The sequence below is a fragment of the Erwinia sp. SLM-02 genome, from assembly GCF_037450285.1.
Classification (GTDB): Bacteria; Pseudomonadota; Gammaproteobacteria; order Enterobacterales; family Enterobacteriaceae; genus Erwinia.
The window spans coordinates 1,103,385-1,117,572 of the sequence record NZ_JAQISN010000001.1; the positions used below are offsets into that span (position 1 = coordinate 1,103,385).

The 14,188-nt window shown below is 57.7% G+C and carries 15 protein-coding genes; 8 read left to right on the forward strand and 7 right to left on the reverse strand.

Annotated features, from left to right (window positions below):
* Window positions 1-4: 4 nt before the first annotated feature.
* From PGH32_RS05135 to citC, 3 genes are read right to left on the reverse strand one after another with little or no spacing between them, the layout of a single operon-like run.
* On the reverse strand, window positions 5-913 hold the full coding sequence (locus PGH32_RS05135) for an aldolase/citrate lyase family protein (protein WP_337893374.1): 909 nt from the start codon (window positions 911-913) through the stop codon (window positions 5-7).
* Complete coding sequence (citD, locus tag PGH32_RS05140; RefSeq protein WP_337893375.1) at window positions 910-1,206, reverse strand: citrate lyase acyl carrier protein; 297 nt, start codon at window positions 1,204-1,206, stop codon at window positions 910-912. Before citD ends, PGH32_RS05135 begins: the two co-directional genes overlap by 4 nt.
* Window positions 1,203-2,261 carry a [citrate (pro-3S)-lyase] ligase gene (gene citC, locus PGH32_RS05145; protein WP_337893376.1) on the reverse strand — a complete coding sequence of 353 codons (1,059 nt, stop codon included), beginning with the start codon at window positions 2,259-2,261 and terminating at the stop codon, window positions 1,203-1,205. Before citC ends, citD begins: the two co-directional genes overlap by 4 nt.
* A 318-nt stretch (window positions 2,262-2,579) precedes the next feature.
* Here citC and dpiB point away from each other — a divergent pair, with 318 nt between their 5' ends.
* The 6 genes from dpiB to phnE (PGH32_RS05175) all read left to right on the forward strand — a co-directional run bounded on the left by dpiB (window position 2,580) and on the right by phnE (PGH32_RS05175) (window position 8,694).
* A complete protein-coding gene (gene dpiB, locus PGH32_RS05150; RefSeq protein WP_314427186.1) occupies window positions 2,580-4,241 on the forward strand; it encodes a sensor histidine kinase DpiB in 1,662 nt (553 codons plus the stop codon).
* Window positions 4,210-4,899 (forward strand): two-component response regulator DpiA, encoded by a 690-nt coding sequence (dpiA, locus tag PGH32_RS05155; RefSeq protein WP_314427188.1) that lies wholly within the window; start codon window positions 4,210-4,212, stop codon window positions 4,897-4,899. The genes dpiB and dpiA overlap by 32 nt, the downstream gene beginning before the upstream one ends.
* A gap of 198 nt (window positions 4,900-5,097) precedes the next feature.
* Window positions 5,098-5,931 carry a phosphonate ABC transporter ATP-binding protein gene (gene phnC, locus PGH32_RS05160; RefSeq protein WP_314427191.1) on the forward strand — a complete coding sequence of 278 codons (834 nt, stop codon included), beginning with the start codon at window positions 5,098-5,100 and terminating at the stop codon, window positions 5,929-5,931.
* 25 nt (window positions 5,932-5,956) lie between these two features.
* Window positions 5,957-6,883, forward strand: coding sequence for a phosphonate ABC transporter substrate-binding protein (gene phnD / locus PGH32_RS05165; protein WP_314427194.1), 927 nt, complete (start codon window positions 5,957-5,959; stop codon window positions 6,881-6,883).
* A gap of 60 nt (window positions 6,884-6,943) precedes the next feature.
* Window positions 6,944-7,813 (forward strand): phosphonate ABC transporter, permease protein PhnE, encoded by an 870-nt coding sequence (gene phnE / locus PGH32_RS05170; RefSeq protein WP_314427196.1) that lies wholly within the window; start codon window positions 6,944-6,946, stop codon window positions 7,811-7,813.
* Entirely contained in the window at window positions 7,810-8,694 is an 885-nt protein-coding gene (phnE, locus tag PGH32_RS05175) for a phosphonate ABC transporter, permease protein PhnE (RefSeq protein WP_314427199.1), read from the forward strand. Before phnE (PGH32_RS05170) ends, phnE (PGH32_RS05175) begins: the two co-directional genes overlap by 4 nt.
* 125 nt (window positions 8,695-8,819) lie before the next feature.
* Here phnE (PGH32_RS05175) and PGH32_RS05180 read toward each other — a convergent pair whose 3' ends face one another.
* The 3 genes from PGH32_RS05180 to PGH32_RS05190 form a co-directional block, all read right to left on the reverse strand.
* The gene (locus PGH32_RS05180) at window positions 8,820-9,647 is read right to left on the reverse strand and encodes a glycosyltransferase family 8 protein (RefSeq protein WP_337893377.1); all 828 of its coding nucleotides are present in this window, start codon (window positions 9,645-9,647) and stop codon (window positions 8,820-8,822) included.
* Window positions 9,648-9,659: 12 nt separating this feature from the next.
* A complete protein-coding gene (locus PGH32_RS05185; protein WP_337893378.1) occupies window positions 9,660-11,042 on the reverse strand; it encodes a D-arabinono-1,4-lactone oxidase in 1,383 nt (460 codons plus the stop codon).
* A gap of 116 nt (window positions 11,043-11,158) precedes the next feature.
* Window positions 11,159-11,800 carry a TetR family transcriptional regulator gene (locus PGH32_RS05190; protein WP_337893379.1) on the reverse strand — a complete coding sequence of 214 codons (642 nt, stop codon included), beginning with the start codon at window positions 11,798-11,800 and terminating at the stop codon, window positions 11,159-11,161.
* Between the two features lie 291 nt (window positions 11,801-12,091).
* On the opposite strand from PGH32_RS05190, the gene PGH32_RS05195 reads away from it, so the two are divergent.
* Both PGH32_RS05195 and PGH32_RS05200 read left to right on the forward strand, forming a co-directional pair.
* Complete coding sequence (locus PGH32_RS05195; protein WP_337893380.1) at window positions 12,092-12,535, forward strand: NUDIX hydrolase; 444 nt, start codon at window positions 12,092-12,094, stop codon at window positions 12,533-12,535.
* 238 nt (window positions 12,536-12,773) lie between these two features.
* Window positions 12,774-13,214 (forward strand): GNAT family N-acetyltransferase, encoded by a 441-nt coding sequence (locus tag PGH32_RS05200; protein WP_337893381.1) that lies wholly within the window; start codon window positions 12,774-12,776, stop codon window positions 13,212-13,214.
* A 153-nt stretch (window positions 13,215-13,367) separates the two neighbouring features.
* Here the strand turns inward: PGH32_RS05200 and PGH32_RS05205 are convergent, their stop codons facing one another.
* The gene (locus PGH32_RS05205; protein WP_337893382.1) at window positions 13,368-14,132 is read right to left on the reverse strand and encodes a hypothetical protein; all 765 of its coding nucleotides are present in this window, start codon (window positions 14,130-14,132) and stop codon (window positions 13,368-13,370) included.
* Window positions 14,133-14,188: the final 56 nt, after the last annotated feature.

The following is a 14,188-nucleotide window of genomic DNA, read 5'->3' on the forward strand; positions in this document are numbered from 1 at the left end:
GTCCTTATTCATCACGAAGCCCGGAAAGCGCCGCGCGGGAGAGCACCAGACGAGCGCGTTCAATCACCGGGCTGTCCACCATTTTTCCGTTGAGCGATACCACGCCGCGCCCTTCCCGGGCGGCGGCTTCGGCGGCGTCGACGATGTTCTGGGCCTGGGTAAAGGCTTTGCGCGTAGGTGCGTAGAGGTTGTGCAGCAAGTCGATCTGGCGCGGGTTGATCAGCGATTTGCCGTCAAAACCCAGCTGGTGGATGTGCGCGGCTTCATGCAGGAAACCGGCATCGTTGTTGGCGTCGGAATAGACCGTATCGAACGCCTGGATCCCCGCCGAGCGTGCCGCCTGCAGGATGGAACAGCGGGCGAACAGCAGCTCCACGCCTTCGGGGGAGCGCTCGGTGCGCAGATCGCGCACATAGTCTTCTGCCCCCAGGGCGATACCGATTAAACGCGGTGATGCGTGGGCAATCGCCACCGCCTGCGTAATGCCCTGAGCGGATTCGATCGCTGCCAGCAGGCCGGTGCTGCCGGGTTCGCGGCCGCACTGTTTTTCAATGCGGCTGATTTCAGTCTCAATGTCCGTGACGTCCTGCGCGGTATCGGTTTTAGGCAGGCGGACGATATCCGCACCGCCGCGCACCACGGCCTCCAGATCGTCCAGCCCGTAGGCCGAGTCCAGCCCGTTGACCCGCACGATGGTTTCCACCTCCTGATACAGGGGATGTTGCAGCGCGTGATAGACCAGGCGGCGCGCGGCGTCTTTCTCACGCAGGATGACCGAATCCTCAAGGTCAAACATCAGCGCATCGGCGCGATAAATAAACGCGTTGCTGACCATCGCGGCGTTGGCCCCGGGAACAAACAGCATGCTGCGGCGGATGCGCGACCGCAGAGGAACGTTATGCAGGGCGGTCATTTGGTGTTCTCCCAGGGCAGTGCGGCGAGGCCGGCGGCGCGGGCCAGCAGGGTTTCCAGGCGGGCGCGGAGAATACAGTCCAGCGCCCCCTTATCGTCAACGATCAGCTGTACGCCCTGCACCCCGTAGTGGGCCAGCGTCTGCAACAGGGTGGCGCGGATCGCCGCGCCAAACTGCTTTTCAACGCTGCTGTTAATCTGCAGATCGATTTCCTGCCCATCGGCAGGGGCGATGCGGATCATCACATCGCCTGATTCCAGGGTGCCGGCAACGGCGGCATGGATTATTTTCATGTTTCACCTGTGACTGATTCAGAATGGTTTTTTTGGCCTGCGAAGAGCTTTTGCTGCAGATAGTCGAGGGTGGTGGCCGGCACCAGATGACTGATGGTGGCGAGCTCCTTTTTCACCAGCAGCTGGCGTACCCAGGAGGCAGAAATGGCTTTGCCCTGATACTGGATGCGTTCGATCTCCACCAGCGCGATGGGCGGCGCGTCCATGGCCGGATCGCTCAGGCAGCGGCGCATATCGCGGTTGTAATCGGCGGTGACGGCGCAGAGCGGTTCGCTGCCGACAAAGCGATGGGTGATCCCCAGCGCCGGGGCAATGTGCTGGCGAAAGATTTGCAGGTCGATTTCGGTATAGCAGTGGTCGATTACCCCCTGTTCTTTGATGAAGTAACAGGGGAAGGTGGCGCGGGAAATCAGGTATTCCGAGCCGCGATGGACCGTCACGTCGCTGATATCCGCGGTCCCGGCGCGGACCAGCGCCAGGCGATCCTCATACGGAAAGCGCGAGGTATCTTCCTTCACCAGGAAAACGTGCAGCCAGTCGCACTGTCCTGCGGCCTGCTGGATCAGGTAGCGGTGGCCAAGGGTGAACGGATTGGCATTCATCACGATGCAGCCCGTTTTACTGCCGCCGCGCCGCAGGGTGGTAAGGAAGCTGGCGTAGCGCTGCAGACGCGTGGCGTCGTTTTCCATCAGCACCATCACGCCGGGGACGCGGGCCAGGGGATAAAATCCGCACTGTTTAAACAGCGCCTCGTTTTCACTTTTGGTGTAAATAAACAAGTGCGTACACTGCCGCTCATAGGCGAGGTTAATTAATTCGGTCGCCAGCTTCAGCGCCAGCCCTTCGCCGCGGGCGGACTCGCTGATGGCGACGCATTTAATAATATTTCCCGCAATGCCGCCGCAGGCAATAAGTTGTTCATCGCAGGTGACGGTAATAAAAACCTCAACGGAGGTATCAATGCCCAGATCGTTTTCATGCAGAAAGCGGCTGACGGCGGCCATTTTTCTGTTTTCAGCGCGTTTCACCTGGGAAAAAACATAATCCTCTGACATGTCTGCAAAAATCCTTTATTTGACAGATAATGTAATGCGTATCCTGACGACGAATCTGGGGTAACTGACTGCAACAGCATATTACGTCGGGCAATATGGCTGTTTATTGATGTATTTCATAAAGCGCTGACTGAATTAAATAAACTTTATGGTTTTTATTTGGTTAATTAATTGGGGGCGGGTTATCGTTGATGGATTCCATATCCATTATATTTATGTCTTGTTGTGCACGACGTGCGATAATCGCAGAAAATTGCCACCTTCTTATCCCGGCAGGTGAAGGCGGCGTGGCAGGATTGTTATTCAGGGAAGGGTGGAATGTCAGGGAACAGTGAAAAGGATAAGGGCAGAATTTTCGACCGGCTGGCTTTTCCCCTGCGCATTTTCCTGCTGCTGCTGACCGTCTCCGTGCTGCTGATCGTCGCCCTCGGCCAGTACCTGACGGCCAGTTTTGAGGATTATCAGAACAAGCAGGTCCGCGATATGGCCATGAACCAGGCGCGAATTATTGCCTCAAATGACAGCGTGATCGCGGCGGTAGAGAATAACGATACCGCCCGCCTGGCGGCGATTATCGGCCGGCTGGCCAGCGGCGCTGACTTTGACTACGTGGTGATTGGCGATCGCCACTCCCGCCGCCTTTACCATCCTAATCCGGCCAAGATAGGCCACCCCATGCAGTTTACCCGGCCCGGTGCGCTGGAGCGGGGCGAAAGCTATTTTATCTCGGGTAAGGGCTCAATCGGCCGGGCCATGCGCGCCAAAACGCCCATTTTTGACGCCAGCGGGCAGGTCATCGGCGTGGTGTCACTCGGTTACCTCAACAGTAAAATTGACGGCTGGCGGCTCAATTTCCTGCTGCCGATGGCCGGGGTGTTTATTTTTATCCTGCTGATTCTGCTGCTGCTGTCGTGGCTGTTTGCCGCGCATATCCGGCGTCAGATGATGGGTATGGAACCGCGACAGATAGCGCGGGTGGTCCGCCAGCAGGAGGCGCTGTTTGGTTCCGTGTTTGAGGGGCTGATTGCGGTCGACCCGCAGGGGCGGATTACCGCGATAAACCGTAACGCGCGTAAAATGCTGGGCCTGAGTTCGCCGGGCAAACAGTGGCTCGGGCAGTCCGTTGCCACGGTGGTTCACCCCAGCGAATTTTTTACCGATCGAACGCCTGAAAATCTGCAGGATGTGATTTGCAGCTTTAACGGCCTGAGCGTGATCGCCAGCCGGGGCGCGATCCGCTACGGCAGTGAACGGCTGGGGGCGATCATCAGCTTCCGCAGCAAAGATGAAATCAGCACCCTCAATGCCCAGCTAAGCCAGATTAAACAGTACGTTGAAAATATGCGTACCCTGCGTCACGAACACCTCAACTGGATGTCGACGATCAATGGCCTGCTGCAAATGAAAGAGTACGATCGGGTGCTCAAAATGGTGCAGGGCGAATCGCAGGCGCAGCAAAGCCTGATCGACAGCCTGATGGGGGCGTTCGCCGACCGGCAGGTGGCCGGGCTGCTGTTCGGTAAAGCGCAGCGGGCCAGGGAGCTGGGTTTAACGCTGAACATCGCCGATGGCAGTCAGCTACGCCATCTCCCCGCCGGCCTGGACAGCACCGAATTCGCCGCCATCGTGGGCAATTTACTGGATAACGCCTTTGACGCCACGCTGAAAAACCCCGCAGGGAACGGCACCGTTGAACTCTATCTGAGCGATGAGGGCACCGAGGTCATCATTGAGGTGGCTGACCAGGGATGTGGCGTGCCGGAACAGCTGCGCGTAGCGATGTTTCATCGCGGCGTGAGCAGTAAAAATAATGATGAAGGCGAGCACGGCATTGGCCTCTACTTAATTGCGGGCTACGTCAGGCGCTGCGGCGGGACCATCCTGCATGAAGATAATCAGCCCTGCGGCGCGCTGTTTTCCGTTTTTTTGCCGAAAGTGAAAATGACTGATGGGACAAACACTGACCATACTGATTGTTGAAGATGAAACCGCGCTGGCCGAAATGCATGCCGGGTTTATCGTGCAAAACGGACCGCGGCGTCAGGTCTGGCTGGCGGGGAATCTGGCGGAAGCGCGGATGATGATTGCGCGGTTCAAGCCCATGCTGATCCTGCTGGATAACTACCTGCCGGACGGCAGGGGCATCACACTGCTGCACGAGCTGACCGAGGCCCACAGCCCGTGCGGAGTGGTGTTTACCACCGCCGCCAGCGACATGGCGACGGTAGCGGAAGCGGTACGCTGCGGCGTCTTCGACTATCTGATTAAACCGGTATCCTGGGCACGTCTGGAGCAGACGCTGGAACGCTACCAGCAGCGGCTGACGATGCTCTCCAGCCCCGATACCGCCAGCCAGCGTCAGATCGACGAGATGTTTAACGCCTATGCGCGGGAAGCCGGTGAGGTGCCGCTCCCGCCGGGGATTGACGCGCTCACCCTGGCGAAGGTCAGCGATCTGTTCAGGGATGAGTCCGCGCGGCATACCGCCGAAACCGTGGCCCGGGTGCTGCAGCTGAGCCGGACCACCGCCCGCCGCTATCTGGAATTCGCCGCCGGGCAGCAGCGGATCCGCGCCGACATCGTTTACGGTAAAGTCGGCCGTCCGCAGCGCATCTACCGGGCTTCATCCCCGGATTAACGCCGACCGGGGCCGCCGCTTTATGCCGCCTGCGCCACCTTCCTGCAACTGAAATCGCCCTGGTCTGCTCTTTTTTCCTCCGGCCGGATTCTTTTCGTCTGTCACCGTTTCATCACTCGCCTGTCATATGAGCGTCATCGCGCTCGCCCTTAATAAGCGCACAACGACGAACGCGCTTAACCACAACGGTATATGACAATGGCACAGGCACAGTTAAAAATTGCCCCACAGCATCAGGATGTTCCCCATCCGGCCAGCCATGCCAGAGTGCTGGCGGTCAACGGGCTGGGTAAATCCTACGGCTCACAGGCACGCGTGCTGGACGACATTAACTTCGACCTGCACGCGGGCGAACTGGTGGCGGTTATCGGCCGCTCCGGCGCGGGGAAATCCACGCTGCTGCACGTGCTGAACGGCACCATCCCGGCCAGCGAGGGTGAGATCCGCCACTTCGCCGAAGACGGTCAACAGCAGAATATCGTTGAGCTGAACGCCCGACAGATGCGCCAGTGGCGCAGTGAATGCGGCATGATCTTCCAGGACTTTTGCCTGGTGCCGCGTCTGGACGTGCTGACCAATGTCCTGCTGGGGCGTCTGAGCCAGACCTCGACGCTGAAATCCCTGTTTAAAATCTTCCCGGATGAGGATCGCGCCCGCGCCATCGGCCTGCTGGAGTGGCTGAATATGCTGCCGCAGGCGCTACAGCGCGCCGAGAACCTCTCCGGCGGACAGATGCAGCGCGTGGCTATCTGCCGCGCGCTGATGCAAAACCCGAAAATTCTGCTCGCCGACGAGCCGGTCGCCTCGCTGGATCCGAAAAACACCCGCCGCATTATGGACGTTCTGCGCCAGGTGAGTGAAAACGGCATCAGCGTAATGGTTAACCTGCACTCGGTGGAGCTGGTGAAAGAGTACTGCACGCGCGCTATCGGCATTGCCAAGGGGCGCATTGTTTTTGACGGACATCCGTCGCAGCTGACCGACAGCCTTCTGCATACTCTGTATGGCGAAGAGATGTCGCAGCTTAACTAACACTTTTTGGGATACGGACACAGCAATGAAAAAATACCTACTCGCAGCGGTAATCAGCAGTGTTATGGCCGCCAACGCCTTTGCCGCAGACGCGCCAAAAGAACTGAACCTGGGCATTCTCGGCGGCCAGAACGCCACCCAGCAGATCGGTGATAACCAGTGCGTGAAAGACTTCTTCGATAAAGAGCTGAGTGTTGATACCAAACTGCGTAACTCCTCGGACTACTCTGGCGTGATCCAGGGTCTGCTGGGCGGCAAAGTGGATATGGTACTGAGCATGTCACCGTCTTCTTATGCCTCCGTGTACATCGCCGATCCGCAGGCGGTTGACGTCGTCGGCATCGTGGTGGACGACGCGGATAAATCGCGCGGCTACCATTCCGTGGTGGTGGTGAAAGCCGACAGCCCGTACAAAAAGCTGTCCGACCTGAAAGGCAAATCCTTCGGCATGGCTGATCCGGACTCCACTTCCGGCTTCCTGATCCCGAACCAGAGCTTCAAGAAAGAGTTCGGCGGCAGCGTGGATGATAAATACAACGGCTTCTTCTCCAGCGTGACTTTCTCCGGCGGCCACGAGCAGGATGTGCTGGGCGTGCTGAACGGTCAGTTTGAAGGCGCGGTGACCTGGGCTTCAATGATCGGCGACTACAATACCGGTTATACCAGCGGCGCATTCACCCGTATGATCCGCGCCGGTCAGCCGGACCTGATGAAGAAAATCCGCATTATCTGGGAATCGCCGCTGATCCCTAACGGCCCGATTCTGGTCAGCAACAAGCTGCCTGCGGACTTCAAAGCCAAACTGATTACCGCCATCAAAAAGCTGGATACCGAACAGCACAGCTGCTTCGTGAAGGCCGTGGGCGGCGCACAGCATATCGGACCGGCCACGGTAAAAGATTACCAGGCGATCATCGATATGAAACGTGAACTGACCTCCAAGCGTTCTTAATCCGCCGCTTTCTCCCCGTTTGTAAGGGCCGGACTTCCGGCCCTTAATCCAGGTGTCCGCATGACAAATCCCGATTTTGAGCGTTACTACCAGCAGATCCGCGGCAGACAAAAGCGCGATACGCTGCTGTGGTCACTGTTGCTGCTGGGGCTGTATCTTGGCTCGGCCCATCTGGCTGAATTTAACCTGCACACCGTCTGGGTGTCGCTGCCGCACTTCTTTGACTACATTCGCGAAACGATACCGGCGCTGCGTTTTCATGCCCTGTTTGACGACGTGAAAACCGACGGCTCGCTGGCGTGGTGGGGCTATCGCCTGCATATCCAGCTGCCGCTGATCTGGGAAACGCTGCAGCTGGCGCTGGCCGCCACGGTGCTGTCGGTGATGGTGGCCGGCGTGCTGGCTTTCCTCGCCGCCGGGAATACCCAGACGCCGCGCGGCGTCAGTTTTGCTATCCGCACCGGGGTGGCTTTTTTACGCACCATGCCCGAGCTGGCGTGGGCGGTAATGTTCGTTATGGCCTTCGGTATCGGGGTGATCCCCGGCTTCCTGGCGCTGGCGCTGCACACCATCGGCAGCCTGACCAAGCTGTTTTATGAAGCTATTGAAAGCGCCTCCGACAAGCCGGTGCGCGGCCTGGCGGCGGCGGGCGCTTCGTCGTTTCAGCGTATGCGCTTCGCCCTGTGGCCGCAGGTGAAGCCGGTGTTTCTCTCCTACGGCTTTATGCGCCTGGAAATTAACTTCCGTCAGTCGACGATCCTCGGGCTGGTGGGGGCGGGCGGCATCGGGCAGGAGCTGATGACCAATATCAAACTGGATCGCTACGATCAGGTCAGCATGACGCTGCTGTTGATTATCGTGGTGGTGTCGCTGCTGGATACCTTCTCCGGCAAGATTCGCAAGCGCGTGGTTGAGGGGAAAGCCGCATGATCGTATCCATCAACAGCGAACGGCAGAACAGCATCCGGCAGCAGCACAGCGCGCTGTTTGCCGTCCAGCGCCGTTACCTGACCAAAACCGGCCTGATCGCCGGGGCCATTCTGCTCTACTATATTTTCTTCTTCGCCAACTTTGGCATCAGCTGGCAGCAGCTGACCATCGGCATGGGCCAGCTTGGCCACTACTTCCTGCGGATGTTTGTCTGGCACGACGTCGCTAACTGGCCGTTTGCCTACTACTTCGGCCAGATCGGCATCACCATCGGCATCGTTTTTGCCGGGACGCTGACCGCCACGCTGATTGCGCTGCCGCTGTCGTTCTTTGCCGCCCGCAACGTGATGAACACGCCGGTGCTGCGCCCGGTTTCGCTGATCGTCCGGCGGCTGCTGGATCTGCTGCGCGGGATTGATATGGCGATCTGGGGTCTGATCTTCGTGCGCGCCGTCGGCATGGGGCCGCTGGCCGGGGTGCTGGCGATTATCATGCAGGACGTCGGGCTGCTGGGGAAACTCTATGCCGAAGGGCATGAAGCGGTGGAACGATCGCCGGGGCGCGGACTGAACGCACTGGGCGCCGGGGCGGTGCAGAAGCAGCGCTTTGGGATTTTCACCCAGTCCTTCCCGGCCTTCCTGGCGCTCAGTCTGTATCAGATTGAGTCCAACACTCGATCGGCGGCGGTGCTGGGCTTTGTCGGGGCCGGTGGCGTCGGGCTGGTGTACGCCGAGAACATGCGTCTGTGGAACTGGGACGTGGTGATGTTTATCACCCTGATTATGGTGGTGATCGTGATGACCATGGATTACCTCTCGGCGAAGCTGCGCAAACGCTATATTCAGGGCCAGCCGGTGCCGCTGTTTGAGGCGAAAAAGTAACGGAGCAGTGTGGTTAATCGCGAGAATAAGCAGGACCGCGACTGACGAGTCGCACTACAGCCAGCTGTGATTGAGTCTGATGCGGACTTTCGGAATAGAAACGAAAGTCTGCATCATTCACGGTATCAGTTCAGCGTGTCAGCAATCAGCCACCACTTGCGGTTCAGCTCATAATACCGGTCGCCCGGATCCAGCGGTTTTTCCCACGGTTTATCAATAATGTAATGAATGTTTTTCACCCGCTGGTCGTTCCACACCTGCGGATGCTGGTGCGGCAGGGTTTTCAGCGCGTTATACACCCACGGCAGCGGCTGCCAGCGGTCGCGGTAAAACTGATTCAGGAAATCCTGCTCGGCGAAAAGATAGGTGGACAGATCGTCCAGCGCCGCCAGCCGCGCCATCATCGCGTCAAACACCGACTTATCCGGCGTCAGCAGCAGGAAGCCGCCGTTCAGATAGTTATCCACCTTGTCGGGCTGCTCAACGTGCTCCTCTCCCTTGCACCAGCTGTAAAAACAGTTGTCGGGCGTCCAGTCGGCGGGATAGCTCTCGATGTGGTTGGGGTTGCAGCGGCAGGCGTGGCAGGCCGCAATCGTTCCCGGTGCCAGCGGCAGCGCAAACAGCTCGTCCATGTTCTGCGTCACCAGCATATCGGCATCCAGAAAGGCCAGCCGTTCGAATTCGGTCAGCGTCCAGGCCGCCAGCTTGGTCCACACCTCGGCAAACCGCGGGTTGGCGTAGCGATTCTCCAGCGCCGGATTCGGGCTGACGGGCGCCACTTCACGTACCAGGCAGCCGTCAGCTTCGAGGGTGCTCCGCACTTCCGCCGTGATATTGCCGGTCACCATCACCACCAGCGGATAGCGGCTGCCGCTGACCTGCAGTGATTTGGCCAGCGCACGCACGCCGATCAGGTAGCCCGGCTGGGTCAGTAACGTAGTCCATGCCATCATAGTCATCTCTCCTTAGCCCAGCAGCCGCTGGCTGAACGCATTGCTGAATTTATGGGCCGGGTCCAGCGCATCCCGCACCTCACGAAACGCGGCCATTTGCGGGTAAAGGGACGACCAGTCGTACAGCCCGGCGTTAAAATATTTCCCCCAGTGCGGTCTGCCGCCCTCTGCCGCCAGCAGCTTTTCCACCTCGTGCAGAAACGCCACGCCTTCCTCAGAGAGCGAACCGTCTTCGGCGTAATAGACCACAAAGCCGAAGAAGCAGCTCTCCTGCTGCCAGGCTGGGCTGAGCCAGCTTTCGGATGCGCCGGTACAGCGCAGGATCACCGGGTAGTGCAGGTGCGGCTGATTCTCCGCGTGCCAGCGTTTGATATGGTCGATCACCGCCCCGGCGCGCGCCAGCGGAATGGCGATCTCGACGTTAATCTGCGGCGTGGCAATGCCGCGGCAGAACACCTGATAGACATCCCCCGTGATGTCGGAGAAGTCCTTAAAGCGGGTGACGGTGCGGAACGGTTTGCCGTTTTCATCGCGGATCTGAGTGTCGTTGCGCATGTGCGTCAGCGTGCGATCGATGGTCTGATTCATTGCATCGCTGCTCTCTTCCTGGATCAGCGGATCGCCATGATTACTCTGATACTCTGCCCGTTCCTCGTCGGTTGCTTCCCGGGCGGCCCAGACGTGAACCTGATTCTCATCGGGGAACCACCAGGCTTTGCTCAGCGCATAATTGCGGTTCCACTCCAGCAGATCCTCTGCCAGCGAGTCGCCACTGACGGCATTTTTAAAGCAGGTATAGACCGCAGAAGGGCGGGTGCGCAGGGTCACCGCCGTCACCACGCCCAGGCAGCCAAGGCCGAGCTGCACCGCGTGGAACCACGGATGCCGGCGGTCAAATTCTTCAACGCTGCCGTCGGCCAGCACCATGCGGATACGCAGCGCTTCGTCACCGATGGAACTCTGATACAGCCCCTGGCCGTGCGTACCGGTCGCCAGTGCGCCTGCCAGCGTTTGCGAGTCGATCACCCCGGGCGAGGCGGGCAGCATGCGGCCCATCCCCGTCAGCAGCTCATACACCTCATGCAGCGGCGTGCCGCCCGCGAACGTGGCGCTGTCGGCGTCATGTGACAGAAGGCCGCGCAGAAGGCTGGTGTCGATCAGCCGATCGTCAGCGTGATCCAGCGCCAGCATGCGGCCGGGCGACATCCGGCTGCCCATCACCCGCAGTTTACCTGACGTCGCGGCGACGAGTTCGCACAGTTGATGTTCATTTTCAGGCTGGAGTATCTGATCCTTATCCGCCAGCGGTGCGTTCTGCGCCCAGTTCCACAGGCGAGTTTCCTGTGCAGACAGCCGGGTATTGCGCTGTGGGAATTCGGCTTGTTTACGCGTCATCGACGGCTCCTGTGAACAACATAGTCGGGAGAGTAGAGTGTTAAGCGTAGACAAAAAACCCGTTATCAGGGGATAACGGGGGAGATATTTGTACAATTATTTATAATTTGTACAGATTAGCGGGTGGCGGGCTGCAGATAGCGCAGGGTGGCATCCACCACCAGCTTACGGTTGCGCTTGATGCTCTGGCTCTCAGACTCTTCGCTGCCGAACAGGCTGGTGAAGGTGTAGCGGTTGGAGACATTATGAAAGCAGATACTGCTGATTAACCGGTGGACGTCAACCGTCGAGACGCCGCTGGCAAACTCTCCGCTCTCCTGGCCGCGTTTCAGCACGCCATCCAGCACGTCCAGCGCGCTCTGATTCAGCGTGCGGATCGACTCTGCCTGGCTGATGTAGCGCCCGCGCATCAGATTTTCGCTGCAAATCAGCCGCATAAAATCAGGATGGTTGATGTGATAGTCAAAGCTGGCTTCGGCCAGGCAGGCAATGGCCTGCGAGGGTGACATCTCGGCGAGGTTCAGACCGGTTTCATGCTGGCGGATCTGCTGATAGACATGATGCAGCACCTCAACATAAAGCCGTTCTTTATTATTGAAATGGTAAACCACCATGCGCTTGGTGGTGCCGGCGTTATCGGCAATCTGTTCCATGCGCGCGCCCTGCAGGCCGAATTCGGCAAAGGTGGTGAGAGCGCTGGCAATAATGCGTTTTTTTAACCCTTCCGGATCGTTTTTACGTTTGGCGGGGGCAGACATAACCTGTAAATATCCATTATCTTTCCGTGGAAACCGTCACCAGAGTAACGTCTGGCGGGGTGATTTACAAAGAGAGAAAAATTTGGGTTTCGCGGCCACCGCTGACGTCCTCCCATCAGCCGGGAACAGAGTGCGGGTGGCTCTCGGCGGAATGCAGGCGGGTTACGATTCAGAATGGCTCGTTGAGAACATCTCTTTCAGATAAATAAGCCGCGCCTGCTACCGGTATTTAATGGTTACATCCATAATCCGGAAATAATTTTTATGCAGATTTAAAGAAAGGAAGCGTTAATGCGTACTCGCCCCTCATCGCGGTTGATCGTGCTATCGCAGCAAAACCACGTCTTACTGTTCAATTTTTCCCACAAAAACGATGCCTTAAGCGGTCAGTCATACTGGGCAACGCCGGGCGGGGGGCTTGAACACAATGAGTCCTATGAGCAGGCTGCCCTACGCGAACTGCTGGAAGAAACCGGGCTGGAAAGGCGTTCAGTTGGAGAGTCCGTCGCATCCCGAACCTTCCCAATGATGCTGCCTGATGGTGAGACCGTACTGGCAGAAGAGCGTTTCTTTTTAATTTATACGGATAAGACGGAAATCGATTGCTCAAGGTGGAGCAAAAATGAACAGGACGTCATCAGCAGGCACCGCTGGTGGACGAGAGAACAACTCCTTCGGACTCATGAGACCGTCTTCCCTCGCGATATCATCCTTGAAATACTGGGGGGCGGTTGACGGCATTTCGCGCCCGGTGTGGTTCCTCTATTGGCGCTATTGATGACACTCCGGTGATTGCTTTGCTTAGCGGAGTTTTTGACCATAATGAGCGCGCCTTATTTTCGCCGCATTCTCACTCATTTCAGGATATGAAACCTGAATGGTGGAGAAAAATCATGCCTGATAGCGGTGGATAAATAAGGAAGTTGCGGGCGTTTCCCCAATATTTATCTTTATTATCCATGGATGAAACCTTATGAATATCTGTACAAGAATAGCTCAACCTGATGATGTCGAAAGTATTTTCGACGTCAGGACCTCGGTTACTGAGAATCATCTAAGCCGTGAAGAAATGCAACTGATTGGGATTAACGAAAGCATCGTAGCGGATATGGTTCAGCAGAACCGATGTGCATGGGTTGCAACCCTGAACGACAAAGTCATTGGCTTCTCGATGATTTTGCCGGACGAAGGCTGCCTTTTTGCAGCGTTTGTTCTGCCTGAATATGAAGGTCGAGGTGTTGGCCGTAGCCTTGTTGAGCTAGCCGAGCATGAATTATTCAAACATCATGAAAAGATTTGGCTGGAAACGGATAAAAACAGTCGTGCGGCTCAATTCTATATGCAACTTGGCTGGGGTAAAACGAAGAACCTCAATGGCAGTGATATCAGATTAGAGAAACACCGTGGCGTTTAATCCATAGTGATACTCATCCATCTCGGCTTTTGACTCTTGTCTGCCATAAAACTGAGAGGCAACTCACAGGACAGGTCTGACTTGCAGCGAACATATTCTTCCTGCTTTGCGATGACAATCGCGGCGTATTTAACCGCCGCGCCCCATCAAAGATTACACCGCGGTAAACCACGGGTGCATGCGCTCAACGACCTGCTGATAGTGCTCTTTAATCAGCCGCTCCTGCCGCTCGGCGTCGGGGAGCGGGCTGCCGCGCAGCACGGCTTCGGCGGTGGAGCCGAAGAGAATAATGCCGCGTGTGGCGATATCGGCGGCGGCGATATAGCCCGCCATCACGTTCTCTTCCAGGCCGTTCAACGCCGACTTTTCGCGGCATTCGGCTGCCAGCTTCGTCAGCTGTTTAAACAGGCTAACCGTGTCGCCCAGCACCGGAATTTTTCGGGCAGAGTCATTAAGAATGCGTTGCAGATCGTCGAAAACGTCTGCGCCATTGCCTTCGCTGAACAGCGCTTCCAGCGCCTGCTGCCACTGATGATAGGTGTGATTGAACAGCGCGTTCTGCACCAGGATCGGGCTGGCGTGCTTCCAGTGAAACTTGTCGGTAAGGCGGGATACCTGCTTCTGCAGCGCGCTGAACTGCGCTTTGTCGGCCACAGTTTTGGGGGTGATGTCGTTCAGCTCATCGAGAAACTTCGCAATCTCTTTTTCCGCTTTTGGCGTCAGCAGCGGCTGGCTTTTACGCTGCTGCAGCAGCCTGAGCTGGGTGAGGTCGTAAAACGCCGCGCTGACCCGTTCACCCGCCAGCAGGGCGCGATTAACCAGTTGAATCACCTCCGCCGACTGCACCTGGGAGCGCTGCACCAGCAGGGCAGAATGGAGCCGATCGTAAGCAGGAGACAGGCTGAGCACTGTATTCATCAGAATCCTCGCAGAGATGAAGCCGCAGCCCGCAGGCCGGATAGTGCCACAGAGTA

Excerpts from the sequence above, each read along its gene's own strand:
- PGH32_RS05135 (WP_337893374.1), bottom strand. The coding sequence starts at position 913 with ATGACCGCCCTGCATAACGTTCCTCTGCGGTCGCGCATCCGCCGCAGC.
- citD (WP_337893375.1), bottom strand. The coding sequence starts at position 1,206 with ATGAAAATAATCCATGCCGCCGTTGCCGGCACCCTGGAATCAGGCGAT.
- citC (WP_337893376.1), bottom strand. The coding sequence starts at position 2,261 with ATGTCAGAGGATTATGTTTTTTCCCAGGTGAAACGCGCTGAAAACAGA.
- dpiB (WP_314427186.1), top strand. The coding sequence starts at position 2,580 with ATGTCAGGGAACAGTGAAAAGGATAAGGGCAGAATTTTCGACCGGCTG.
- dpiA (WP_314427188.1), top strand. The coding sequence starts at position 4,210 with ATGGGACAAACACTGACCATACTGATTGTTGAAGATGAAACCGCGCTG.
- phnC (WP_314427191.1), top strand. The coding sequence starts at position 5,098 with ATGGCACAGGCACAGTTAAAAATTGCCCCACAGCATCAGGATGTTCCC.
- phnD (WP_314427194.1), top strand. The coding sequence starts at position 5,957 with ATGAAAAAATACCTACTCGCAGCGGTAATCAGCAGTGTTATGGCCGCC.
- phnE (WP_314427196.1), top strand. The coding sequence starts at position 6,944 with ATGACAAATCCCGATTTTGAGCGTTACTACCAGCAGATCCGCGGCAGA.
- phnE (WP_314427199.1), top strand. The coding sequence starts at position 7,810 with ATGATCGTATCCATCAACAGCGAACGGCAGAACAGCATCCGGCAGCAG.
- PGH32_RS05180 (WP_337893377.1), bottom strand. The coding sequence starts at position 9,647 with ATGATGGCATGGACTACGTTACTGACCCAGCCGGGCTACCTGATCGGC.
- PGH32_RS05185 (WP_337893378.1), bottom strand. The coding sequence starts at position 11,042 with ATGACGCGTAAACAAGCCGAATTCCCACAGCGCAATACCCGGCTGTCT.
- PGH32_RS05190 (WP_337893379.1), bottom strand. The coding sequence starts at position 11,800 with ATGTCTGCCCCCGCCAAACGTAAAAACGATCCGGAAGGGTTAAAAAAA.
- PGH32_RS05195 (WP_337893380.1), top strand. The coding sequence starts at position 12,092 with ATGCGTACTCGCCCCTCATCGCGGTTGATCGTGCTATCGCAGCAAAAC.
- PGH32_RS05200 (WP_337893381.1), top strand. The coding sequence starts at position 12,774 with ATGAATATCTGTACAAGAATAGCTCAACCTGATGATGTCGAAAGTATT.
- PGH32_RS05205 (WP_337893382.1), bottom strand. The coding sequence starts at position 14,132 with ATGAATACAGTGCTCAGCCTGTCTCCTGCTTACGATCGGCTCCATTCT.